The sequence below is a fragment of the Microbacterium sp. RU1D genome, assembly GCF_900156435.1.
Lineage (GTDB): Bacteria > Actinomycetota > Actinomycetes > Actinomycetales > Microbacteriaceae > Microbacterium.
On record NZ_FTPQ01000001.1, the window covers coordinates 1,295,696 to 1,318,540 of the forward strand.

Consider the following 22,845-nt stretch of genomic DNA (forward strand, 5'->3'; position numbering starts at 1 on the left):
AACCCGGAAGGGGCGGATGCCACCCGGCATCCGCCCCTTCTTCTCTGCCCGCGTGAGGGGTCACGAAGTGTCGCCGGGCAGTGTCCGAGGCGATACTTCCTGGCACCTCACGCCTGCTCCCGGCCGTCCCGCCTGAGCGTGAAGGGTCGACGAGTGTCGCTCGGCAGCGACTGGGGCAGCACTTCGTGACCCCTCGCACAGACCCGTGATGCGCGTGGGTCGCCCGGGATTGTCGCCTGGGCGCACCCCGAAGCGACGGAATCTGGCGACTCACGCGGAGAAAGAGGGGCGGATGCCGATCGGCATCCGCCCCTCGAAAAGGGATCCGGGCTCAGTAGTGGACCGACACCTCGGTGCCACGGTACGCCCAGTCGTAGAGCTCCTTGGCCTGCGGGATGGTCATGTTGATGCAGCCGTGGCTCATCGGTGTGCCGAAGTTGTTGTGCCAGTACGTGCCGTGGAAGCCCTCGTCGCCGTTGAAGTAGGCGACCCAGGGGACGTCCTTCGTGCAGTAGTCGTAGCCGGGGACGCAGCCCATGTCCTGCATCGCGGTCTTCCAGCCGATGCGGAACTCGCCGGTGTGGGTGGCGTGGTCGCCCGCTCCCGACGAGATCGTGTAGGTGCGGTACACCTGCCCGTTCTGCCAGAGCGTCGTGGTCTGCGTGCTGAGGTTGACGTCGATGCGTCGCTCGGTCTTGGTCGTCTCGAACGGCGTCTCGTCCACCGTCAAGGCGAAGCGTCCGTTGCCCTCGGCGAGCTGCGACGCGAAGGACGCGGCGACGCCGGCGGTGTCTGCGAGCGAGCGGCCGGTCTGACCCTCGGTGATGGTGTGGATGACGTCGCCGGCGGTGTCGACGATCACGTCGGCATCGACAGCGCCGCGGTCGACCGCCGCGGGAAGTCCCGCAACCGTGTTCTGGATGGCGGCCTCGTCGGCCGAGATCGCGAACGCGCCCTTGCCGTCGGGGGTGACGGTGAGCCACGAGGCGGCGGTGGCGCGGTCGACGGTGACGGTGCGCTCGTCGCCGACGTAGAAGCCGGCCGAGTCCAGGATGCCGTTGAGCGTGCCGACCGCGGCGGCCGCCTCGTCGGTGGAGACGGGGGCGTCGACGGGCACCAGCGTGGCCTCGACGGTGGTCGTAGGGGTGCCGGCGTCGAAGGCCGACTGCAGGGCCGCGGCGATCGCGGCGCCATCGATGCCCTCGCCGGCCTCGGCGGGAGTGGTGACGTACGCCTGCGATCCGGCGTCGTAGGCGACGGTCGCGTCGACGGGTGCGCGGTACGCGCCGGGAGCCTTGTCGCGCAATGCGGCGGCGGCCTCCTCCTCGTCGATCTGCACCGCGACGCCCGTTCCCTGGGGGAACCACGACGACGGCTTCCACATCGGGTTGTCGGCGAACGCCTTGTCGGCGAGGGCGGCCGCGTCGACGGTCGCGCCGAGGTCGGCGCCGGTGACGACGACCTCACCCGCGGGGCTCTCGACCGTGACGGCCGTCTGCGCGAGACGCGACTCGATGGCCGTGGCGGCGGCGCCAGCCGTGAGTCCGCCGATCTGCACGCCGGCGACCGAGGCCCCGGGGGCGATCAGCACGAGCGAGGCGGCGATCAGAGCCACGGCCGTGGCACCGGCGGGGATGCCGATCCACAGGCCGGAGCGGTTCTTGCGCGGCTTGGGCTCGGCGGGAGCCCAGGCGTACGTCGCGCCGTCGGTGCCAGGTGCGCCGTCGGTCATCTTCAAACCCCCCGGAAGTCAGTCTTCCCATGCTAAGGGCGCGCGCTGCGCGTCTGCCCTGAGCAATATCACGGTCTGATCACGCCCCCGGCGCGACGCGGCCGCGCCGGCCGGGAAACGCGCATCAGCGCGCGAAGACCTTGCCGGGGTTCAGGATGCCGAGCGGGTCGAAGACGCGGGCGATGTCGCGCTGCAGGGCCCACTGATCGTCGCCCAGCTCATCGGCGAGCCACCGCCGCTTGAGCACGCCGATCCCGTGCTCGCCGGTGAGGGTCCCGCCGAGGGCGAGGGCGGAACGGAACAGATCCTCCGCGGCCTCCCACACCACGGGAGGAACCTCCGGCCCCTCGAAGACGAAGTTCGGGTGCAGGTTGCCGTCGCCGGCGTGGGCGACGGCGGGGATGACGAGGCCGTACTGCCGCTCGATGCGAGCGATCTCGTCGAACATGTCGGGGAGGGCGCTGCGCGGAACCGACACGTCCTCGATGAGGGTGGTGCCGAGGGTCTCCATCGCGGGGTGCATCGACCGTCGCACCGCGAGGAGTTCCTCGCCCTCGGCGGCGTCGGCGGCGACCGACACGCGTCCGCCCGCGCCGGCCAGCACCGCGGCGATCTCGCGTGCCTCGTCGACGGCGACGGGGCCGTCGGTCTGGATCGTCACTTGCGCAGCCCCCGCGGGCGGAGCCGGGAGCGCCAGCAGGCGATGCGCGGCCGCGAGGCTCCTGGCATCCATCAGCTCCATGATCGCGGGCTGCACTCCGGATGCCGTGACCGCGGCGCACGCGACGGCGGCGGCGCGCACGCCGTCGAACAGGGCCGTCAGGGTCACGCGCTCGCCCTCGACGAGGCGGCGGAGCTTGAGCGTCGCACCCACGACCACGCCCAGGGTGCCCTCGGACCCGATGACGAGCGAGGTGAGGTCGAGCCCGGTCACGCCCTTCACACTGCGGTGGCCGAGGTGGAGGAGGCGTCCGTCGGCGAGCACGAGGTCGACGCCGAGAACCGCGTCGCGCACCACGCCGTACTTGGCGCACAGCAGACCGCCTGCGCCGGTGGCGATGTTGCCGCCGACGGTGGAGATGGCCCGGCTCGCCGGGTCGGGCGCCCACCAGACGCCGTGGGCTTCGAGCTGGGCGTTGAGATCTGCGTTCAGAATGCCGGGCTCGACGACCGCGAGCAGATCGTCGGGGCGCACCTCGACGATGCGGTCCATCGCCCGCACCGACAGGCTGATCTCCCCGCCGCCGGTGTTCGCGCCGCCGGCGAGCCCGGTCCCCGCTCCGCGCGGCACGACGGCCGTGCGCGTGGCGGTCGCGATGCGCATCACCGCTTGGACGTCGGCGACGGATGCCGCATGCACGACCGCCAGTGGCAGGCCGTCCGCGGCGTGCCCGGACTTGTCGGCCCGAGCGGCCTCGAGCGCTCCCGGAGAGGTGTCGACGCGCGCGCCGAGCTCGGCACGAAGCAGCGCGAGAGTGCGCTCAGCCGCGCTCTGCCCGCGCGGAGACGGCTCGGAACCCGCCGTCGCGGAGGTCACGCCAGGCGCCGACGGCCGTTCAGGGCGCCGAACACCACGGCGACGATGGCGAAGCCGAGCCCGATCCAGGCCTGGCCCATGCTCCACCACGCCACGGTCGCCGCGGCGTAGACGAACAACTCGACGATGGCGCGCACGAAGGGGTGCACGGCGAGCACGGCACGGGGCGAGACGAACAGCGCCCATACGATCACGGCCAGAGCGGGCGCGCCGATACCGGCCACGATGTTCCACGGCAGGGGCCACGCGGTGAAGCCCCAGATGGCGAGGGTCACGAACGCGAAGAGCCCGCAGACGACGCTGCCGATCTCGACCGCGGTCGGCCGCGGGCGCATGCCGGGAGCGAGGGGCGCCTGCGCGCGGACGTGGGGGGAGTCGGTCACCCCGCCATTTTACGCGGGGGCCCGGGCGGCGGCATCCGGGATCGTTCGGTGTCGAGCCGACGGGGCGCAACCGGGTCCCTGAGCCCGTCGAAGGATCCGGACTGCGCGGGTTCCGGTGGCTTCGACGAGCTCAGCCACCTCCGCTGCCGACGGAACCTGTGGAGGAACGGTGGATGCCGGGACACGCTGAGCGGCGACGGCTTTTCCCGCTAAAGTGGCACCGTCGCGACTGGCGTTGAGGTGGGACACCACCGGGGAGCGACCGCTTGACGGTATTCGACCGCACGCCTGGGTCGATGCGGTATCTCCGCGGACTCGCCGAGTCCGCGGCATCCGGAACCATCGTCAAGGAGATCGCATGACCGATCCGTACTTCAACGCCCCTCTCTCGGAGGTCGACCCCGAGATCGCCCAGGTGCTCCAGCGCGAGCTCGACCGCCAGCGCGGCTTCCTCGAGATGATCGCGTCGGAGAACTTCGTCCCCGTCTCGGTGCTGCAGTCGCAGGGCTCGGTGCTGACCAACAAGTACGCCGAGGGCTACCCCGGTCGCCGCTACTACGGCGGGTGCGAAGAGGTCGACGTCGCCGAGTCCCTCGCCATCGAGCGGGCCAAGGCGCTGTTCGGTGCGGAGTTCGCCAACGTCCAGCCGCACTCCGGCGCCTCGGCGAACGCCGCCGTGCTGCACGCGATCGCGCGTCCCGGAGACACGCTGCTCGGCCTCGCCCTCGACCAGGGCGGTCACCTGACGCACGGCATGAAGATCAACTTCTCGGGGCGCCTCTACGACATCGTCGCCTACGGCGTCGACCCCGAGACCAGCGTCATCGACATGGACGAGGTGCGTCGCCTCGCCGTCGAGCACAAGCCGAAGGTCATCATCGCGGGCTGGTCGGCGTACCCCCGCCAGCTCGACTTCGCCGCCTTCCGCGCGATCGCCGACGAGGTGGGCGCCCTGCTGTGGGTCGACATGGCGCACTTCGCCGGTCTCGTCGCCGCGGGCGTGCACCCGAGCCCGATCCCGCACGCGCACGTCGTCTCGACCACCGTGCACAAGACCATCGGCGGCCCCCGCTCGGGTCTCATCCTCACGAACGACGCAGACCTGGCGAAGAAGATCAACACCGCGGTCTTCCCCGGCCAGCAGGGCGGCCCGCTCATGCACGTCATCGCCGCCAAGGCGACCGCGTTCAAGCTCGCGATGACCCCGGAGTTCAAGGAGCGCCAGGAGCGCACCCTGCGCGGAGCCGCGATCCTCGCCGACCGTCTCACCCAGGACGACGTGAAGAACGCCGGCATCGCCGTGCGCTCGGGCGGCACCGACGTGCACCTCGTGCTCGTCGACCTGCGCGAGGCCGAGATCGACGGCAAGCAGGCCGAAGACCTCCTCCACGACATCCACATCACCGTCAACCGCAACGCCGTGCCCAACGACCCGCGCCCGCCGATGGTGACCTCGGGTCTGCGCATCGGCACCCCGGCGCTCGCGACCCGCGGCTTCGGAGACGCGGAGTTCACCGAGGTCGCCGACATCATCGCCCTCGCGCTGATCCCCGGCGCCGACGTCGAGGCGCTGCGAGCGCGCGTCGCGACGCTGACCGAGGCCTTCCCGCTGTACCCCGACCTGCAGCAGTGAGTCCCGGCCGGGGCGGGGTCGCGTGTGCGCCTCCGCCCCGGCATCCGGCGCCGCGCGGCGCCGGGGTCCCGGCATCCGGGCCCCGCCTCCCGCCGCGGGTCCACGCCCGGCATTTGCGTGGCACAGGACGCGATAAACGCTCATCTTCCCGAAACACGGTGCGACGCCGCGTGTCTCGACAGGATCAGCGTTTATCGCGGGGGCGGAGGCCGCAGCGGTGCGGAGCGGCGGCGTCACAGCCACAACACCAACGACAGATACAGAACGAGGGATGCCATGACGGCGACGATTCTGGACGGAAAGGCCGCGTCCGCGGCGATCAAGGCCGAGCTCACCGAGCGGGTGGCCGCTCTGCGCGAGCGCGGCGTCGTCCCGGGCATCGCGACGGTGCTCGTGGGGGCCGACCCCGCCTCGCAGCTCTACGTCGGCATGAAGCACAAGCAGTCCGAGGCGATCGGTATGAATTCGATCCAGGTCGAGCTGCCCGCCGAGGCCACGCAGGAGGAGGTCGAGGCCGTCATCGACCGCCTCAACGCCGACCCCGACTGCCACGGCTACATCGTGCAGCTGCCGCTTCCGAAGCACATCGACACCGATCGCGTGCTCGAGCGCATCGATCCGGCGAAGGATGCCGACGGCCTGCACCCCACGAACCTCGGCCGTCTCGTGCTCAACGTCAACGCGCCGATCCACACCCCGCTGCCCTGCACCCCGCGCGGCGTGATCGAGCTGCTGCTGCGCAACGGCTACGACCTGAAGGGCAAGGAGGTCGTCGTCGTCGGCCGCGGCGTCACCATCGGCCGCTCGATCGGCCTGCTGCTGACCCGCCGCGAGATCAACGCGACCGTCACCCTGACCCACACCGGCACGACCGACCTCGCGAAGCACCTGCGCGAGGCCGATGTCATCGTGGCCGCCGCGGGCGTGAAGCACGTCGTGCGCGCCGAGGCCGTCAAGCCCGGCGCGGCCGTTCTCGACGTGGGCGTCACGCGCGAGACCGACCCCGATACCGGGAAGTCGCGCGTGTACGGCGACGTGCACCCCGACGTGGCCGAGGTGGCCGGCTTCCTCTCACCCAACCCGGGCGGGGTGGGGCCGATGACCGTGGCGCTGCTGATGACGAACGTCGTCGAGGCGGCGGAGCGCGTTTCGGCCTGACGCGGTCGCGGGGTGGCCCGCGTGCAGCCGGACCGGGCCGGCCGTCGGGTGCGGCCCGGTTCCCAGCGGGCCGGTGGGCGCGGTCAGGTGGGCGGACGGCATCCGCAAAGGCCCCCCGCCACCGCCGAACGGTGAACCACGGCGTGCCGCCGGTTGAACACACGGAGCGTCGCGCGCAATGGGGGAGGCGCGGGCCGTCGGGACGTGTCAGAGTTCTCGTATGACTGAGTCCGTGCTGAACGACCTCCTCCGCCGCGTCACCGAGAGCGGCCTTCTCGACGACGCCCAGATCGACGAAGACAGCGTCATCGGCGCGGGTCACCTCGACGCCGCCGGTGTGGAGGTCGAGGTCGACCTCGACCCCGAGATCGATGAGGACGACGAGCCCGACCTCGACGCGATCATGACCGGCCTCAAAGACATCCTCTCGGTGAGCGAGGAGCGCTGGCGCGCCATCGTCGAAGAGGTCGCGAGCGACATCGAGGACGCCCTCGACGACGGCGAGCTCGACGCCGACGTCGATCTGCGCACCGACCTCGAGGCGATCGGCGTGGGCGTGTTCGCCGACGCGATCATCGTCGTCTTCGCGGGTCAGACGTCGTTCCCCGACGCTCTCGTGCACGTGCAGCTGACGCCCGAGCTCGACGTCGAGGACATCGAGATCGTCGGCGATGACGACGAGGACGACGACGACGAGGACTGACCTCACGACGGAAGGGCCGGACGGGATCGTCCGGCCCTTCCGCGTTCGCCGTAAGCCGTGCGAGCTCGGGGGCCGAGCCGCTTCGGTCGAGCGTCGCTCAGTAGCTCTCGCGCTCACCCGCGGGCTTTGTGGAGGCGCGTGAGGTGACGAAGCGCGTCGCGAGCGCCTCCGACGCCCGCGCGAGCAGCGCCACGTCGGCGCCCACCGCGACGAAGTCGGCGCCCGCGTCGAGATAGGCCTCGGCCACGGCCGGGTCGAACGCGTTCACGCCGACCGGGGTCCCGGCATCCCGGCAGGCGGCGAACACCGCGTGCACCGCCGCGACCACGTCGGGGTGCGACTGCTGCCCGAGGAGCCCCATCGACGCCGACAGGTCGGAGGGGCCGACGAAGACGGCATCCACACCCTCGACGGCGGCGATGTCGGCCGCGGCGGCGACGCCTGCGACCGTCTCGATCTGCACGGTGAGCGAGACGTGCTCCGCGGCGGTGGCGAGGTAGTCGTCGACGCGGTTCCAGCGGGCGCTGCGGGCGAGGGCGCTGCCGACCCCGCGGATTCCGGCCGGCGGATAGCGCGTGGCCGCGACGGCGGCCCGAGCCTCGTCGGCGGACGAGATCATCGGCACGATGAGGTTCTGCGCTCCCGCGTCGAGCACCTGCTTGATGAGCACCGGGTCGTTCCACGGCACGCGCACGACCGGGGCCACCGGGTACGCGGCGGCCACCTGCAGCTGTACCAGCACCGTCTCGAGCGAGATCGCCGAGTGCTCCATGTCGATCAGCAGCCAGTCCAGGCCCGCCCCGGCCGCGATCTCGGTCACGGTCGCGCTGCCCGAGCACACCCACATCCCGGCGAGGGCCCGGTCGGATGCCGCGAGGGCGGCGCGGAAGGTCGGGCTCAGACGAAGCGGCACGAGATGGTTCCCATCGGTCCGTAGTCGCAGAGCACGTCGTCGCCCTGCGACACCCACATCGGGCGCGTGAACGATCCTGCCAGGATGATCTCGCCCGCCTCCAGTCGCGCGCCGTGCTGGTGGAACTTGTTGGCGAGCCACGCGACTCCGGTGGCCGGGTGGCCCAGGACGCCCGCCGCGACCCCGGTCTCCTCGATCTCTCCGTTGCGACTCAGCACGCCGGGCACCCATCGCAGGTCGATCTCGTCGGGGCGCTTGCGCGCATCGCCGAGCACCATCGCGCCGTATGCGGCGTTGTCGCTGATGGTGTCGACGATCGTGCGACCCTCGAGCTCGATGTGCGAATTGAGCACCTCGAGCGCGGGGACGGCGTAGTCGATCGCGGCGAGGGCGTCGTCGAGCGTGCAGTCGGGGCCCTCGAGCGCGGTCTTCAGCACGAAGGCGAGCTCGACCTCGATGCGCACGTTCGAGAACAGCGCGACCGGGATCTCATCGCCCGAGCGGTAGACGGTGTCGTCGAACATCACGCCGTAGTCGGGCTCGGTGATACCCGTCGCCTGCTGCATCGCCTTGGAGGTGAGGCCGATCTTGCGCCCCACGAGCGTGCGACCGGCGGCGATCTGCGTGTCGCGCCAGCGGCCCTGGATGGCGTACGAGTCCTCCACCACGGCATCCGGATACCGCGCTGTGATGCGCGGGATCACCGCGTGGGTGCGGTCGGCCTCGGCGAGCTCGGCGGCGATGGCGTCGATCTGTGCGTCGGTGAGCATGTGTCTCCTCCGTCGGGTGACGCGCGAGTCGCCGGAAAGTGTCGCCTTCGGGCGTGTTCGGGCGACGTATTCTGGCGACTCGCGGGGGTCAAAGTTGGTTACCGAGCTTGAACTCGTCGCTGCGGCTTTCGGGCGCGCGGGTGTAGCTGAAGCCGTCCGCGCCGATCGTCACGGCCATCTCGCTCGAGTCCTCGCGCGCGCGGACCGGCTGCGGGATGCCGTCGAGGTCGAGCACGAGCGACCCCTCGGTGTACCAGCTGGGGACGACGGGGTTGCCCCACCAGTCGCGGCGCTGGTTGTCGTGCACGTCCCACGTGATGACCGGGTTGTCGGGGTCGCCGGTGTAGTAGTCCTGCGTGTAGATCTCGACGCGGTGGCCGTCGGGATCGCGGAGGTACAGGTAGAACGCGTTCGAGACGCCGTGCCGGCCGGGGCCGCGCTCGATGGCATCCGATCGGCGGAGGGCGCCGAGCTTGTCGCAGATGGCGAGGATGTTGTGCTTCTCGTGCGTCGCGAAACACACGTGGTGCATGCGCGGGCCGTCGCCGCCGGTCATCGCGGTGTCGTGCACGGTGGGCTTGCGGCGCATCCACGCGGCGTAGACGGTGCCCTCCTCGTCCTGGATGTCCTCGGTCACGCGGAAGCCGAGCGACTGCATGAAGTTCACCGCGCGGGGCACATCGGGCGTGATCTGGTTGAAGTGGTCGAGACGCACGAGCTCGCCGGGGGAGTGCAGGTCGTAGCGCCACGAGAGGCGCTCCTGGTGCTCGGTGTCGAAGAAGAACTCGTACGGGAAGCCGAGGGGGTCGACCACGCGCACCGAGTCGCCGATGCCCTTGGTGAAGCCGTTCGGCTCGCGGCGCACGTCGCAGCCGAGCTCCGTGTAGAAGGCGACGGCCTTGTCGAGGTCGTCGGACGAGCGCACACGGTACGAGAACGCCGCGACCGCGGCGACCTCCCCCTTGCGGAGCACGAGGTTGTGGTGGATGAACTCCTCGGTCGAGCGGAGGTAGATCGCCTCGTCGTCCTCTTCGGTGACGTGCAGGCCGAGCACGTCGACGTAGAAGACCCGGGATGCCGCGAGGTCGGTGACCACGAGCTCCATGTAGGCGCAGCGCAGGATGTCGGGCGCGGGGGCGGTCGGGGTGGGGATGGGGTGGTCGGAGACGATCGGGGCCTCCTGGGTCACCCAGAAGCCGGAGGAGGTCTTCTGTTCTTCGGTGTGCTTCGTCATGGCTCGCGTCCTTGCGTGGGGAAGTCGGTGGGTCGGGGTGGCTTCGGCAGGCTCGGCCGCCGGTGGCGGCGGAGCCTGTCGAAGGGACCGGGGGTTCTTTTGGGTCGGGATGGCTTCGACGGGCTCAGCCACCGTGCTGGCGGGGGTTCCGTGAGTCAGTCGAAGGGACCAGGGTGGCTTCGACGAGCTCAGCCACCGCGAGGTCGCAGGACCGGTCCTAGTGCCCCGACGCCTTGCCGAATGTCGGGTTGTGGGCGCCGCCGAGGGTGATGTGCACGGCCTGCTGGTCGGTGTAGAAGTCGATCGAGCGGTAGCCGCCCTCGTGGCCGAGGCCCGAGGCCTTCACCCCACCGAAGGGGGTGCGCAGGTCGCGGACGTTGTTCGAGTTCAGCCACACCATGCCCGCCTCGACGTTCTGTGCGAACAGGTGCGCGCGCTTCAGGTCGTTCGTCCACACGTAGGCCGCGAGGCCGTACCGCGTGTTGTTCGCCTGGGCGAGAGCCTCCTCGTCGGTGTCGAAGGGCGTGATCGCGACGACGGGCCCGAAGATCTCCTCTTGGAAGATGCGCGCGTCGGGCGCGACATCGGCGAAGACCGTCGGGCGCACGAAGTTCCCCTCGGGGAACTCCTCGGGGCGGCCGCCACCGGCGACCAGGCGCCCCTCGGTCTTGCCGAGCTCGACGTACGACATGACCTTGTCGTAGTGCTCGGGGTGCACGAGCGCGCCGACCTCCGTCGACGGGTCGTCGGGGAAGCCGACCTTCACACGGTCGGCCTGCGCGGCGTACCGCGCGACGAAGTCGTCGTACACCGAGCGCTGCACGAGGATGCGGCTGCCCGCGGTGCAGCGCTCGCCGTTGAGCGAGAAAACCCCGAAGATGGTCGCGTCGATCGCGGCATCCAGGTCGGCATCCGCGAAGACGATAGCGGGGCTCTTGCCGCCCAGCTCCATCGACAGGCCCTTCAGGAAGGGCGCGGCGTTGGCGAAGATCAGCTGCCCGGTGCTGCTCTCGCCCGTGAACGAGATCAGCGGCACCTCGGGGTGCTTCACGAGCGCGTCGCCGGCGTCTTCGCCGAGGCCGTTGACGAGGTTGAACACGCCCTCGGGCAGTCCCGCCTCCTCGAAGATGCCCGCCCACAGGGATGCCGACAGGGGGGTGAACTCGGCCGGCTTGAGCACCACGGTGTTGCCGGTCGCGAGCGCGGGTCCGAGCTTCCACGATTCGAGCATGAAGGGCGTGTTCCACGGCGTGATGAGGCCCGCGACACCGATCGGCTTGCGGTTGACGTAGTTGAGCTGACGGCCGGGCACCTTGAAGGCGTCGTCGGTCTGGGCGACGATCAGGTCGGCGAAGAAGCGGAAGTTCTCGGCCGCGCGGCGGGCCTGACCGAGGGCCTGCGTGATCGGAAGGCCGGAGTCGAATGACTCGAGTTCGGCGAGACGCTCGTCGCGTGACTCCACGATGTCGGCGATTCGGTGCAGCACGCGTGAGCGCTCGCGCGGAAGCATCCGGGGCCAGGGACCCTCGGTGAACGCCTTCCGGGCGGCGGCCACGGCGAGGTCGATATCGGCCTTCTTGCCGGCTGCGGCGCGCAGGTACGTCTGGTTCGTCACCGGGTCGAGCACGTCGAAGGTGTCGCCGTCGACGGAATCGACGAAGGATCCGCCGATGTAGTGCTGGATGTGCTCGGGCAGATCCGCCGGAATGCGACGGGCGGTGGTGAGCGGAGTGGTCATGGGTGCTCCTTCGGTGAAGAGGGGTGGATGCCGGGTGGAGTGCGGTCCGCGACGTCGGTGTCGTCGGGGCGCGGGGATGACGGCATCCGGGTTCAGAATGCGGGGAGGCCGAGCACCTGGTCGGGGTGCTCGTGGATCATGTAGGCGTCGAGGGTGGCCGAGCGGTGGCGCCGCGAGACCTTCTCGATCTCGGCGAGCGGGGCGCCGGTCTCGATGAGCACGAGGATGTTCTCGTGCTCGCGCACGGATTCGGCGGCACGACCGGGCACGAAGCTGAAGGTGGAGTCGCGCAGGTGACCGAGACGCGCCCACTCGGCCTGAACCAGATCGAGCATGCGCGGGTTCGCGCACTTCTCGAACAGGATCGCGTGGAACTCCTGGTTCAGCGCGGTGAACGCTCGCGGGTCGAAGTGCTCGAGCGTCTCGACCATGAGCTCGTTGACCGATCGCGCGCGGCGCACGTCGTCGGCGGTGAGCGCGCGCGCCGACAAGGCGGTCGCGGCCCCCTCGAGCAGGCTGAGCGCCTGCATGCTGTAGCGGTACGCGGTGTCGTCGACCATCGAGACGCGCGCGCCGACGTTGCGCTCGAACATCACCAGGCCCTCGGCCTCGAGCTGGCGGATGGCCTCGCGCACGGGGACGACGCTCATGTCGAGTTCACCCGCGATCGAGCCGAGCACGAGGCGGTAACCCGGCGTGAACTCCTGCGACGCGATGCGCTGCTTGATCCAGTGGTAGGCCTGCTGCGACTTGCTGCGCGAGGGCGTCGACGTGTCGGCATGCATCAGGCGTCGCCCTCTTTCTCGAAACGGGCGCGCCAGGCCGCGTTCATCGGGAACAGCCCCTCGATGGGGTGACCGGATGCCACCTGGCGGGCGATCCACGCGTCTTCCTCCTCTTGAGCGAGGGCGGCGTCGGCCACCTCCTCGGCGAGCGCGGGCGGGACGACGATGACGCCGTCGCCGTCGCCGACGAGGATGTCGCCGGGTTCGATCGTGGTGCCGCCGCAGCCGACGGCGACGTCGGTCTCCCACGGCACGTGACGCCGGCCGAGCACAGCGGGGTGCGGGCCGGCGGTGAAGACGGGGATGCCGACCGCGGCCACGGCCTCGGCGTCGCGCACGCCGCCGTCGGTGACGATCGCGGCGGCGCCGCGGGCATGGGCGCGAATCGCGAGGATGTCGCCGAGCGTGCCCGAGCCGCGCTCGCCGCGGGCCTCGATGACCAGCACCTCGCCCTCCTCCACCGCATCGAACGCGCGCTTCTGGGCGTTCTGGCCGCCGCCGCGCGCCGCGAAGAGGTCTTCCCGGTGGGGGAGGAAGCGGAGCGTGCGCGCGGTGCCGACGAAGTGGCTGCCAGGGGTGAGGGCGTGAACGCCGTCGATCGTGACGTCGTTCAGGCCGCGCTTGCGCAGCTGGCCGCTGAGGGCTGCGACGGGGACGCGCGACAGCTTTTCGCGCAGCGCGGGGGAGAGGGAGGAGCGGCCTTCGAGGACAGAAGATCCGGCGAGGACAGGGGGTGCGTCCTCGGATCGTCCTGCCTCTGGACGATCCCCGGTGCTCGTGCCGGCCGCCGCGGCATCCGCCGATCCCCACGCCTCGACGCGCTGGGTGTCGTCCACCGCGGGGAGCGATCCGATCGCGGCGTCGAAGGAGCGGCGGCCCTCGATCACCGTGGTGCGCAGGCGTCCGGTCGAGAGGGGGCCGGCATCCACCTGCACCTCGACGACATCGCCGGGCGAGACGACCGACGATCCCGCGGGGGTTCCGGTGAGGATGACGTCGCCGGTCTCGAGCGTGAAGTGCTGAGAGAGGTCGGCCACGATCTGGGTGAGCGGGAAGATGAGGCCGGCGGTGGTGTCGTCCTGGACGACCTCGCCGTTGACCCACGTGCGCAGCCGCAGGTCGGAGGGGTCGACCTCGCGCGCGTCGAGGAGTACGGGACCGAGCGGGGTATACCCGTCGCCGCCCTTCGAGCGCACGTTCGAGCCCTTGTCGTTCGCGCGGAGATCGTAGAGGCCGAAGTCGTTGGCGGCGGTGACGGATGCCACGTGCGACCAGGCGGCATCCGGGGTCACCCACCGCGCGGGCTCGCCGATGACGAGCGCGATTTCGCCCTCGAAGGCGAGCAGTTCGGTGCCCGCGGGACGCTCGATCTCGGCGCCCGAGGCGGCGAGGGAACTCGACGGCTTGAAGAAGTACGAGGGGGCGGCGGGGCGGCGTCCGCGCTGGTCGGCGCGCGAGGCGTACGAGAGATGGACGGCCACGATCTTGCCCGGACGGGCGCCGAGGGCGGCGAACCGGGGGTCGGTGTCGGTCATGGAAGCTCCCTTGCGTCGTATTCGAAATCGTATATGACCCGAACGGCGGGAGCAAGCATCCCGTTCTCACCCCCGACAGAGACGTCGCGGTTCGACGACGCCGTCAAAGGAGCTCTCCATGTCTCGCCCCCCATCCCCGGGATTCACCCCCACCGGCACCATCTCCACCGCCGGTGACCGGCGCCGCGTGGTCTTCGCCACCGTCGTCGGCACCACCGTGGAGTGGTACGACTTCTTCCTCTACGCCTCGGCCGCCGGACTCGTGTTCGGGCAGCTCTTCTTCGCCCCCGCCGGGCCCGGCATCGCGCAGATCCTCTCGTTCCTCACGGTGGGGTTGAGCTTCCTGTTCCGCCCCCTGGGCGCCTTCCTCGCCGGGCACCTCGGCGACAAGTACGGCCGCCGTGTCGTGCTCATGATCACGCTCATCCTCATGGGCGCGTCGACCACGCTGATCGGCGTCCTGCCGACCTACGAGGCGATCGGCGTCGCGGCCCCCGTCCTGCTGATCCTGCTGCGTGTGCTGCAGGGCGTCTCGGCCGGGGGCGAGTGGGGCGGTGCGGTGCTCATGGCCGTCGAGCACGCCCCCAAGACCAAGCGCAGTCTTTTCGGCGCGTCGCCGCAGCTGGGCGTTCCACTCGGTCTGCTGCTGGCGAGCGGCATGCTCGCGCTCATGGCGGTGATCGCCCCGGGCGACGCGTTCCTGGCGTGGGGCTGGCGCGTGCCGTTCCTGCTGTCGTTCGTGCTGATCCTGATCGGCTTCTACGTGCGACGGAAGGTCGAGGAGAGCCCGGTGTTCGTCGAACTCGCCGACCGCAAGGAGAAGACCCGGATGCCGATCGTGCAGCTGTTCCGCACGCACGCGCTGCTCGTGGTGATCGCCGCCCTGGTGTTCGCCGGGAACAACGCCGTGGGCTACATGACGACCGGCGGCTACATCCAGCGCTATGCCACCAACCCGGACGGTCCGGTGGCCCTCGCGACCGCCGACGTGCTCGGCGCGGTGACGATCTCGGCGGTGTCCTGGCTCGTCTTCACCTGGGTCGGCGGCTGGATCGGCGACGTCATCGGCCGTCGTACGACCTACCTCATCGGATGGGCCGCGCTGCTGATCGGCGTCTTCCTGCTGTTCCCCCTGGTCAACACTGCGAACATCGCCTTGCTCACGCTCGGACTCGTGGTGCTCACGGTGGGGCTCGGTCTCACCTACGGGCCGCAGGCGGCGCTGTACGCCGAGCTGTTCCCGGCATCCAACCGCTTCTCGGGAGTGTCGATCTCGTACGCGCTCGGCGCGATCCTGGGCGGGGCGTTCGCGCCCACCATCGCCGAGGCGCTGGTCAAGGCGACCGGGTCGACCATGTCGGTCACGTGGTACCTCGCGGGCATGGTCGTGCTCGGTGCGATCGCCACCCTGCTGCTGCGCGACCGCAGCGGCATCCCGCTCGGTCCCGATCACGAGGCCGAGCAGGCGGTGAGCCCGGTACGGGGTCTGTCGAAGGTCTGAGTTCCGTTTCACACGGCCCCGTCGCGCTCCGGCGCGGCGGGGCCGTTCGGCGTTCGCGGCGAGGCCGCCGCGAAGCGGGCCGTTCACAGCAGCGCCGTCATCGTCATCAGGGCCGTCGACCCGCCCATCGCCGCATGATGCGCGCGGTCTCGGCGCGCCGTTCTGTGGCGCGCGCGCTGCACGGATACCGCGACGTGGACGACGGCGAGGGCCGCGCACACCGCGAGCAGAGCGGCCGGCCCGGACGCCGGTGCGTGGGCGGGGTGGGCAGCGACCGGGACGGCGACACCGTGTGCGGAGGAGGCGACGAGGGCCGCCATCACGACGAGCCCCGAAGGACCGTATACGCCGTCTCCGCCGCGCCCTGCGCGCACCCGGCGGCCGGCGCTCACGATGATCGCGGTTGCCACGAGAACGCCCGCCCACGCGATCGGCGGAGCGACGTGCAGCACAGCCCCATCGAGCATCGCGGCGGTCATGAGCACCGACGCGAGAACGCGCTCCCGACGCTGCGGCAGCGGACCCGAGGTCGCGCAGCAGGAGGCGATGACAGAGCAGACGAGGGCTGCCGCGTGCAGGAGCAGGTGCGCCGTCATCGCCGGGCACCGGTATCCGGATGGTGCCCGATGTCCGAGAGGGACGGTCGGCTTGTGCGCATGCGGTCGACCGTAGGAAACGTCGCCCGCCGCGCGACAGAGGCGGACCTCGATCATGCGCGCGCAGCACAGGCGCGCGCACGCATGAGCGAGGCGTCCCGCTGGTCAGCGCGCTGCGATCTCCTCCCAGAACGGGGCGACCACGGCCGCGCTCACGCGCAGGTCGAGAAGCAGGAAGCCGCGGTCCTCGGGCCCGCGGGCGACCCAGGATGCGAGGGCCTCGAGGTCGTCGGCATCCTCGACCACCACGCCCTCGGCGCCGAACCCGCGTGCGACGGCCGCGAAGTCGACCTGGGGGATGAGCATGGGGTCGGGGTGCAGGCCCTTCACGCCGTAGTTGAGAACCTCGGCGCCGTACTGCGCGTCGTTCCACACCACCGCGATCCCGCGGCCGCCGGCCACGCGGATCGCCGTCTCGAGGTCGGCGAGGGCCATGAGACCGCCACCGTCGCCGGTACTGAGCACGACGGTCGACTCGGGGTGGGCGATCGCCGCGCCCGGAACGCTGGGGAAACCCAGTCCGATCGACTGGTACGCGGTGCCGACCATGAGCATGCGGTCGGGGGATTCGACCGGCCAGTACATGTTCGACCACCCCATGAAGTGCCCGCCGTCGTGCACGACGACCCGGTCCTCCGGGAGCAGGTCGGCGAGGCGGGCGGCGGCCGTGCGGGGGTCGAGGCGTCCGTCCGGGCCGAGGCCCTGGCCCTCAGGTTGACGCCGAGCGGCGGCGAGGTCGAGACCGTTGCCCCAGGTCGACGGGGTCGCGCCGCGCGTGCGCAGACGTCGGGCGATCTCGCCGGCGACGTCGGCGGCATCCCCCCGCACGTATCCCCCCACATGCGGGTGGGTGGCCGTGGCCGCGAGGTCGACCTGGAACACCCGGGCACCCGGGGCGAAGAGCTCGCCGAAGCGCATGGTGAACTGGTTCAGTCCCGCGCCGAAGACCACGGCGACGTCGGCGTCGTGCACGAGCGCCATGGCCCCCGGGGCGCCGAACCCGCCCGCGACGCCGAGATCGCGCGCCGGGTCGGAGAACAGGCCGCGCCCGAGCGCGCTGGTGGTCGTGAGGGCTCCGGTGAGGGCCGCGATGTCGTCGAGCGTCGCGCCGGCGCCGGCGAGCCAGGCGCCGCGTCCGCCGAGCAGGATGGGGCGCTCCGCGGCGGCGAGGGCCTCGACGATCTGGTCGATCACGCCGTCGGCGTAGGCGTCGAGCGGCGGATGCTCCGGCGTGACCTGGGGCGCGGCGCCGGGGACCGTGGCATCCGGGATCGGACCGGCCTCGCGCGTGGCGACGTCGTACGGGATGCCGACGACGACCGGCAGGCGGTAGGTGAGCGCGTGCTCGATTGCGATGACGATGGTGGCGGCGGCGTCGCGGTGGCCCACGGTGTAGGTGCGCGCACCGACGGCGGCGGCGAGGGCGATCTGGTCGACGCCCCAGGGTCGGGGCCCCGAGGTGGGCTCGTCGCCGACGATGAGGACGAGGGGCGTTCGCGCCTGTACGGCCTCGGCCAGGGCCGTCAGCGTGTTCGTGAAGCCGGCGCCGTAGGTCGCGGTGGCGGCGGCGAGGCGCCCGCACGCGCGATAGTGCGCGTCGGCGGCGACGACCCCGGCGGCCTCGTGACGCACCGCGATGAAACCCGACGTCGTGTCGCGGCCGAGCGCGTCGAGGAAGTAGGCGTTGCCGTTGCCCATGACACCGAAGACGGTGTCGATGTGGCGGGCGAGGGTGTGCGCGACGTGCGCGGAGACGGTGGGCATGACGAAGGAGGCCTTTCGAGACGGAGACGGAGGGATGCCGTATGTGTCTCGCGGAAACCCGCTACGTGCCCTTTTTTCGAGCAGCGACGCACGACCTCGTGCGCCTGACGGGATCGAGTATAGGGGCAGCCTGTCGTCGCCGCGCGTCGACCGCGATGGCGGTGCGCGCTGCTCGCACGATGCCGACCGGCTCTCCGCGACGGACGCGAGGGGCCGGTCTGCTCGCTCCGGGGCGTTCGCGGCGGCGGCCCACGACCGCGCATCCGCCCGGTGCACCGGCAACCCGGCGCGCCGGGTCATGGGTCGCGCGCGCGCGGTCAAGCGCCTCGCGCACGGCGGGCGGAAGCTGACGGAACGGGCCCTCACGACGGCCCTGGACTCGAACCGAAGGAGCCGAGATGTCCGACCCCACCCCCGCCCTGGTCGATCCCGAGGTCGAGGCCTCCGCCTCCGCGTCGACGGACGCCGACGACGCGGCCCTTCTCGCTCGTGTGCAGGCCCCGGAGGGGCAGGGCCGGGAGATCCCGGATGCCGCCACTCGCGAGGTGATCGGCCGGGCCCCGGTGCACACGGTGGCGGATGTCGACGCCGCCGTGGCCCGCGCCCGTGCGGCGCAGCCCGCGTGGGACGCCCTCGGACATGAGGAGCGGAGCCGTCTGCTGCGGGCCGCGGCCGACCGGATCGAGGCGAACGCGGAGCCGCTCGCCCGCCTGCTCTCCCGCGAGCAGGGCAAGCCGCTCGACGGCCCCAACGCCCGCTTCGAGGTGGGCGCGTGCGCCGCGTGGCTGCGCACGGCCGCGGCCACCGAGCTGAAGCCCGAGGTGGTCGTCGACGACGGCCAGGTGTACGCCGAGTTGCACTACCGCGCGCTCGGCGTCGTCGCGGCGGTCGGCCCGTGGAACTGGCCCATGATGATCACCGTTTGGCAGATCGCCCCCGCTCTGCGCATGGGGAACACCGTCGTGGTCAAGCCGAGCGAGTACACGCCGCTGAGCGTGCTCGCGCTGATCGACGTGATCACCGAAATGCTGCCGGACGACGTGCTCATCGCCGTCTCGGGTGATCGCGACGCCGGCGCGCGACTGGTCTCTCACCCCGACGTCGACAAGGTCATGTTCACCGGCTCCACCGCGACCGGCCGGAAGATCATCGAGAGTTCGGCGGGCAACCTCGCCCGACTGACCCTCGAGCTCGGCGGGAACGATGCCGGCATCGTGCTGCCCGACGTCGACCCCGTCGCGATCGCCGAGGGACTCTTCTGGGGGGCGTTCATCAACACGGGCCAGACGTGCGCCGCGCTCAAGCGCTTGTACGTGCACGACGATGTGTACGACGTGGTCGTCGAGGCGCTCGCCGACTACGCCGCGCAGGTGCCCATGGGGCGGGGTCTCGACGAGGGCACGGTGCTGGGCCCTTTGCAGAACAAGCAGCAGTTCGACATCGTCGACCGACTGGTCCAAGATGCCAAGGCCTCCGGCGGGCGGGTGGTGCTCGGGGGAGAGCCCGCCACCGATCTCGGCGAGCTGTTCTACCGCACGACGATCGTTGCCGACGTCGCCGACGGCGTCGCCCTCGTCGACGAAGAGCAGTTCGGACCGGCGCTCCCCGTCATCCGATACAGCGATGTGGAGGAGGCCATCGCGAGCGCGAACGGCCTCGACGTGGGGCTCGGCGCTTCCGTGTGGTCGAGCGATCGCGACGCGGCGCGCCGCGTGGCCGCACGTCTGCAGGCCGGGACCGTGTGGATCAACTCGCACGGCGGCGTGCACCCGATGATCCCGTTCGGCGGGGTCAAGGGCTCGGGCTACGGCCTCGAGTTCGGCATCGAGGGGCTCAAGGCGCTCGGCGTGCCGCAGGTCATCAACGGTTGACGCGCGCCCGGGCGGGACTGTTCCCGCCCGGGCCGCGGTCGTGCGTCCTGCGTCAACCTCCGGGCATCGGCGGTCAAGCCGGAAACGCCGGGTGCGCGGAAGATGTACTCACCCGCTCCACCCGGCACCGTGGCATCCGCCCTGCCAGACCCGTTCCATCCCGTGCGCCGCCGTCCGCGACGGCACCCGAACATCCAGGAGCATCATGACCGTCGCCGACCTCATCCTGCACGGTGCCGTGATCCACACGGCCGATCGCTCGCATCCTCGCGCCACCGCGCTCGCCGTCGAGGACGGGCGCCTGCTCGCCGTCGGCACCGACGACGAGGTACTCGCCACCGCGGGGCCCGCGACCGAGATCCGCGATCTGGACGGCGCGACGGTCGTGCCCGGTCTCGTCGACGTGCACAACCACCACCTCATGGCCGGCGAGGCCGACCTCTTCCAGCTCGCCTTCGCGCCCACGGCGGGGCTCGACCAGGTGCTCGAGGCGGTCCGCGCGTACGCCGCCGGGCTCGGGCCCGACGAGTGGATCGTGGGGGAGGCGTTCGGCAGCGTGCTGCTCGACGACTTCGCCCGCGCCGAGACCCGCGAGCGATTCGACGTGGCGGCGGGCGGACGTCCGCTGGTCCTCACCGATGACAGCCACCACAATCGCTTCGCGAACTCCGCGGCTCTGGCGGCAGCCGGCATCCGCTCCGACACTTCGGACCCGGCCCAGGGGCGCATCGTCCGTGACGCGGAGACGGGGGAGCCGACCGGCCTCCTCATGGAGTCGGCGACCCTGCCGGTCACCGAGGCGCTCGACCGGAGCCTCGCCCGCACCCCCGAGCGCTACCGCCGGGCGAGTGCCCGCGCGATCGAGATCCTGCACTCCTTCGGGATCACCGCGTTCCAGGATGCCGCCGCCACGGTCGAGATCATGGGGGCGCTCCGCGACCTCGACGTCGACGGCGACCTGCACGCCTGGGTCGTGTCCTCGCTGCTGTCGAGCGAATTCCTCTTCGCCAACACCCCCGTGGGCGACGCCCTCGTGGCGCGGCGCGAGGAGTTCCGCACCCCGCACCACCGCCCCGACTTCGTGAAGGTCGCGCTCGACGGCGTGCCGCCCACCCGCACCGGGGCGTTCCTCACCCCCTATCTGCCGAGCGCGGACCACGGCCACCCGCACTGCGGCGTGACCACGATGGACCCCGCGGAACTCACCGACTGGCTCACCCGCACCGCGGCGCAGGGACTCGGCGCCAAAATCCACTGCACGGGAGATGCCGCCGTCCGCGTCGCGCTCGATGCGATCGCCGTCGTCCGTGCGAGCGGCGACATGACCGCCCGGTATCAGATCGCCCATGGCCAGTTCGTGCACCCCGACGACCGGCAGCGCTTCGTCGACCTTGACGTGTCGGCCGACATCTCGCCGTTCCTGTGGTTCCCGGGCGTGATCCCGGATGCCATCGCCCAGGTCCGCCCCCAGCCCGAGGCCGCGCACCTTCAGCCCAACCGCGACCTCGTCGACCGCGGAGTGCTCGTCGCGGGCGGGTCCGATTGGCCGGTCAGCATCTCACCCAACCCGTGGGAGGGCATCCAGGGGCTCGTCACGCGCGCCGATCCGCTCGGCCGGGCGCCCGGGACGCTGTGGCCCGAGCAGGCGCTGACCCTCGCGGAGGCCTTCGCGGTCTTCACCGTGAACGCGGCGACAGCGATGGGTCTCGGCGACGTCACCGGCTCGCTCACCGTGGGCAAGTCGGCGGATTTCGTCGTGCTCGACCAGAACCCCTTCGCCGTCGACATCGAGCGCGTCGTGGACACCCGCGCCGTCGAGACGTGGTTCGCGGGCCGACGCGTGTGGACGCCCTGACCCCTGGCATCCGTCTCGCTCGAAAGCCTCCCCCTGCACCACCACGCAGCACTCACCCCACCGCAAGGAGCATCATGAAGCGCAGTCTCCGCCTGACCGCCCTCGCCACGGTCGCCCTGGCCGGCCTCGCCCTCTCGGCCTGCAGCACCACGGCCGCCGACGACGCCGGCACCGGCGCCACCGCCTCGGCCGACCGCGGGCCCGTGAAGAAGATCCTGTTCGACTACCCCTTCACCGCCCTGCCGGTCTACGGCGCCATCACCGACATCGTCCAGGCGCGTGCTGCCGAGAAGGGCGTCGAGGTCAGCTTCACCAACGACGAGATGGACCTGCAGAAGCAGGTCAGCCAGCTCACCTCCAACCTCGGCAGCGACGTCGACGCGGTCGTGTCGTTCCCCGTCGACCCCGCCAGCCTCGAGTCGGTCGCCCAGCAGTACCGGGCCGCCGGGAAGTACTGGGTGACGTACGGCGGGGACATGACCAACCAGGACGCCACCCTGCAATTCAGCTTCTACCAGTCGGGTCACGACCTGGGGAAGGATGCCGCGGAGTGGGCGCTGAAGAACGTCGGGCCGAACGCCGAGGTCATCGTGCTGAGCGAGACCGAGCGCCAGATCGGGCAGGAACGCACACAGGGGCTGCTGGACGGCCTGAAGGAAACCGGCCCCGACCTGCAGATCGTCGGTGAGCAGCAGGCGGTGACCCCCGACGACGGACTCTCGGTGACCACGACGCTGCTCGCGCAGCATCCGAACGTGAACGTCGTGGTCTCGGCCGTCGGCGATGCCGCGCAGGGGGCGTACCAAGCGCTCGTGGCAGCGGGACGGCCCGAGAACGACGCGAAGACGTACGTCGGCGGACTCGACCCCAACCTCTTCCTGCTGCAGAAGATGCAGGAGGGGGATTTCTTCCGGGCCGCGACCTACTTCTCGCTCAAAGACCTCGTCGACAACGTCATCGACATCCCCGTCGCCCTCGGCGAGGGGAAGACGGATGCCAGTGTGGACCTCCCCGTGCAGGTGGTCACGGTCTCCGACCCGAACCTGTCGAGCTACATCACCGAGCTCGGCGGCTGAC

The 22,845-nt window shown here is 71.1% G+C and carries 18 protein-coding genes and 1 riboswitch; of the genes, 7 read left to right on the plus strand and 11 right to left on the minus strand.

The window, feature by feature from the left end; all coding sequences use genetic code 11:
* Positions 1–331: 331 nt before the first annotated feature.
* The 3 genes from B0B15_RS05945 to B0B15_RS05955 all read right to left on the minus strand — a co-directional run bounded on the left by B0B15_RS05945 (position 332) and on the right by B0B15_RS05955 (position 3,652).
* Positions 332–1,732, minus strand: a complete 1,401-nt coding sequence (locus B0B15_RS05945) for a L,D-transpeptidase family protein (RefSeq protein ID WP_076674072.1) — start codon at positions 1,730–1,732, stop codon at positions 332–334.
* 124 nt (positions 1,733–1,856) lie between these two features.
* A complete protein-coding gene (locus tag B0B15_RS05950; RefSeq protein WP_076675223.1) occupies positions 1,857–3,200 on the minus strand; it encodes an FAD-binding oxidoreductase in 1,344 nt (447 codons plus the stop codon).
* A gap of 65 nt (positions 3,201–3,265) precedes the next feature.
* Complete coding sequence (locus B0B15_RS05955; protein WP_083708885.1) at positions 3,266–3,652, minus strand: YrdB family protein; 387 nt, start codon at positions 3,650–3,652, stop codon at positions 3,266–3,268.
* A 215-nt stretch (positions 3,653–3,867) separates the two neighbouring features.
* Positions 3,868–3,953, plus strand: a riboswitch (ZMP/ZTP riboswitch).
* A 57-nt stretch (positions 3,954–4,010) separates the two neighbouring features.
* Here B0B15_RS05955 and glyA point away from each other — a divergent pair.
* The 3 genes from glyA (at position 4,011) to B0B15_RS05970 (ending at position 7,146) form a co-directional block, all read left to right on the plus strand.
* Complete coding sequence (gene glyA / locus B0B15_RS05960) at positions 4,011–5,285, plus strand: serine hydroxymethyltransferase (protein ID WP_076674074.1); 1,275 nt, start codon at positions 4,011–4,013, stop codon at positions 5,283–5,285.
* Positions 5,286–5,561: 276 nt separating this feature from the next.
* Entirely contained in the window at positions 5,562–6,443 is an 882-nt protein-coding gene (locus B0B15_RS05965; protein ID WP_076674076.1) for a bifunctional methylenetetrahydrofolate dehydrogenase/methenyltetrahydrofolate cyclohydrolase, read from the plus strand.
* A gap of 220 nt (positions 6,444–6,663) precedes the next feature.
* Positions 6,664–7,146 carry a hypothetical protein gene (locus tag B0B15_RS05970; protein WP_076674078.1) on the plus strand — a complete coding sequence of 161 codons (483 nt, stop codon included), beginning with the start codon at positions 6,664–6,666 and terminating at the stop codon, positions 7,144–7,146.
* A gap of 97 nt (positions 7,147–7,243) precedes the next feature.
* Here the strand turns inward: B0B15_RS05970 and B0B15_RS05975 are convergent, their stop codons facing one another.
* The 6 genes from B0B15_RS05975 to B0B15_RS06000 all read right to left on the minus strand — a co-directional run bounded on the left by B0B15_RS05975 (position 7,244) and on the right by B0B15_RS06000 (position 14,121).
* Positions 7,244–8,059, minus strand: coding sequence for an HpcH/HpaI aldolase family protein (locus B0B15_RS05975; RefSeq protein WP_076674080.1), 816 nt, complete (start codon positions 8,057–8,059; stop codon positions 7,244–7,246).
* Entirely contained in the window at positions 8,044–8,829 is a 786-nt protein-coding gene (locus B0B15_RS05980; RefSeq protein WP_076674082.1) for an FAA hydrolase family protein, read from the minus strand. The genes B0B15_RS05975 and B0B15_RS05980 overlap by 16 nt, the downstream gene beginning before the upstream one ends.
* Positions 8,830–8,917: 88 nt before the next feature.
* The gene (gene hpaD, locus B0B15_RS05985; protein WP_076674084.1) at positions 8,918–10,063 is read right to left on the minus strand and encodes a 3,4-dihydroxyphenylacetate 2,3-dioxygenase; all 1,146 of its coding nucleotides are present in this window, start codon (positions 10,061–10,063) and stop codon (positions 8,918–8,920) included.
* Between the two features lie 217 nt (positions 10,064–10,280).
* On the minus strand, positions 10,281–11,801 hold the full coding sequence (gene hpaE / locus B0B15_RS05990; protein ID WP_076674086.1) for a 5-carboxymethyl-2-hydroxymuconate semialdehyde dehydrogenase: 1,521 nt from the start codon (positions 11,799–11,801) through the stop codon (positions 10,281–10,283).
* Positions 11,802–11,893: 92 nt separating this feature from the next.
* Positions 11,894–12,586 (minus strand): GntR family transcriptional regulator, encoded by a 693-nt coding sequence (locus B0B15_RS05995; protein ID WP_076674088.1) that lies wholly within the window; start codon positions 12,584–12,586, stop codon positions 11,894–11,896.
* On the minus strand, positions 12,586–14,121 hold the full coding sequence (locus B0B15_RS06000; RefSeq protein ID WP_076674090.1) for a fumarylacetoacetate hydrolase family protein: 1,536 nt from the start codon (positions 14,119–14,121) through the stop codon (positions 12,586–12,588). The genes B0B15_RS05995 and B0B15_RS06000 overlap by 1 nt, the downstream gene beginning before the upstream one ends.
* A gap of 118 nt (positions 14,122–14,239) precedes the next feature.
* On the opposite strand from B0B15_RS06000, the gene B0B15_RS06005 reads away from it, so the two are divergent.
* Positions 14,240–15,622, plus strand: a complete 1,383-nt coding sequence (locus B0B15_RS06005) for an MFS transporter (protein WP_076674092.1) — start codon at positions 14,240–14,242, stop codon at positions 15,620–15,622.
* Positions 15,623–15,705: 83 nt separating this feature from the next.
* Here the strand turns inward: B0B15_RS06005 and B0B15_RS06010 are convergent, their stop codons facing one another.
* Both B0B15_RS06010 and B0B15_RS06015 read right to left on the minus strand, forming a co-directional pair.
* The gene (locus B0B15_RS06010) at positions 15,706–16,218 is read right to left on the minus strand and encodes a hypothetical protein (protein ID WP_076674095.1); all 513 of its coding nucleotides are present in this window, start codon (positions 16,216–16,218) and stop codon (positions 15,706–15,708) included.
* A gap of 165 nt (positions 16,219–16,383) precedes the next feature.
* A complete protein-coding gene (locus B0B15_RS06015; protein WP_076674097.1) occupies positions 16,384–18,042 on the minus strand; it encodes a thiamine pyrophosphate-binding protein in 1,659 nt (552 codons plus the stop codon).
* A 398-nt stretch (positions 18,043–18,440) separates the two neighbouring features.
* Here B0B15_RS06015 and B0B15_RS06020 point away from each other — a divergent pair, with 398 nt between their 5' ends.
* The 3 genes from B0B15_RS06020 (at position 18,441) to B0B15_RS06030 (ending at position 22,844) form a co-directional block, all read left to right on the plus strand.
* Complete coding sequence (locus tag B0B15_RS06020; protein WP_256334197.1) at positions 18,441–19,913, plus strand: aldehyde dehydrogenase family protein; 1,473 nt, start codon at positions 18,441–18,443, stop codon at positions 19,911–19,913.
* Positions 19,914–20,118: 205 nt separating this feature from the next.
* Positions 20,119–21,768: an amidohydrolase gene (locus tag B0B15_RS06025; RefSeq protein WP_076674099.1), complete on the plus strand. Its 1,650-nt coding sequence runs from the start codon at positions 20,119–20,121 to the stop codon at positions 21,766–21,768.
* Positions 21,769–21,842: 74 nt separating this feature from the next.
* Positions 21,843–22,844, plus strand: coding sequence for a sugar ABC transporter substrate-binding protein (locus B0B15_RS06030; protein WP_076674101.1), 1,002 nt, complete (start codon positions 21,843–21,845; stop codon positions 22,842–22,844).
* The last annotated feature ends 1 nt before the right edge of the window (position 22,845 follow it).

Coding starts and splice junctions, on each gene's coding strand:
- hpaE (WP_076674086.1), bottom strand. CDS start 11,801: ATGACCACTCCGCTCACCACCGCCCGTCGCATTCCGGCGGATCTGCCC.
- B0B15_RS06015 (WP_076674097.1), bottom strand. CDS start 18,042: ATGCCCACCGTCTCCGCGCACGTCGCGCACACCCTCGCCCGCCACATC.
- B0B15_RS05965 (WP_076674076.1), top strand. CDS start 5,562: ATGACGGCGACGATTCTGGACGGAAAGGCCGCGTCCGCGGCGATCAAG.
- B0B15_RS06005 (WP_076674092.1), top strand. CDS start 14,240: ATGTCTCGCCCCCCATCCCCGGGATTCACCCCCACCGGCACCATCTCC.
- hpaD (WP_076674084.1), bottom strand. CDS start 10,063: ATGACGAAGCACACCGAAGAACAGAAGACCTCCTCCGGCTTCTGGGTG.
- B0B15_RS05995 (WP_076674088.1), bottom strand. CDS start 12,586: ATGCATGCCGACACGTCGACGCCCTCGCGCAGCAAGTCGCAGCAGGCC.
- B0B15_RS05945 (WP_076674072.1), bottom strand. CDS start 1,732: ATGACCGACGGCGCACCTGGCACCGACGGCGCGACGTACGCCTGGGCT.
- B0B15_RS06020 (WP_256334197.1), top strand. CDS start 18,441: ATGTCCGACCCCACCCCCGCCCTGGTCGATCCCGAGGTCGAGGCCTCC.
- B0B15_RS06030 (WP_076674101.1), top strand. CDS start 21,843: ATGAAGCGCAGTCTCCGCCTGACCGCCCTCGCCACGGTCGCCCTGGCC.
- glyA (WP_076674074.1), top strand. CDS start 4,011: ATGACCGATCCGTACTTCAACGCCCCTCTCTCGGAGGTCGACCCCGAG.
- B0B15_RS06025 (WP_076674099.1), top strand. CDS start 20,119: ATGACCGTCGCCGACCTCATCCTGCACGGTGCCGTGATCCACACGGCC.
- B0B15_RS06010 (WP_076674095.1), bottom strand. CDS start 16,218: ATGACGGCGCACCTGCTCCTGCACGCGGCAGCCCTCGTCTGCTCTGTC.
- B0B15_RS05980 (WP_076674082.1), bottom strand. CDS start 8,829: ATGCTCACCGACGCACAGATCGACGCCATCGCCGCCGAGCTCGCCGAG.
- B0B15_RS06000 (WP_076674090.1), bottom strand. CDS start 14,121: ATGACCGACACCGACCCCCGGTTCGCCGCCCTCGGCGCCCGTCCGGGC.
- B0B15_RS05970 (WP_076674078.1), top strand. CDS start 6,664: ATGACTGAGTCCGTGCTGAACGACCTCCTCCGCCGCGTCACCGAGAGC.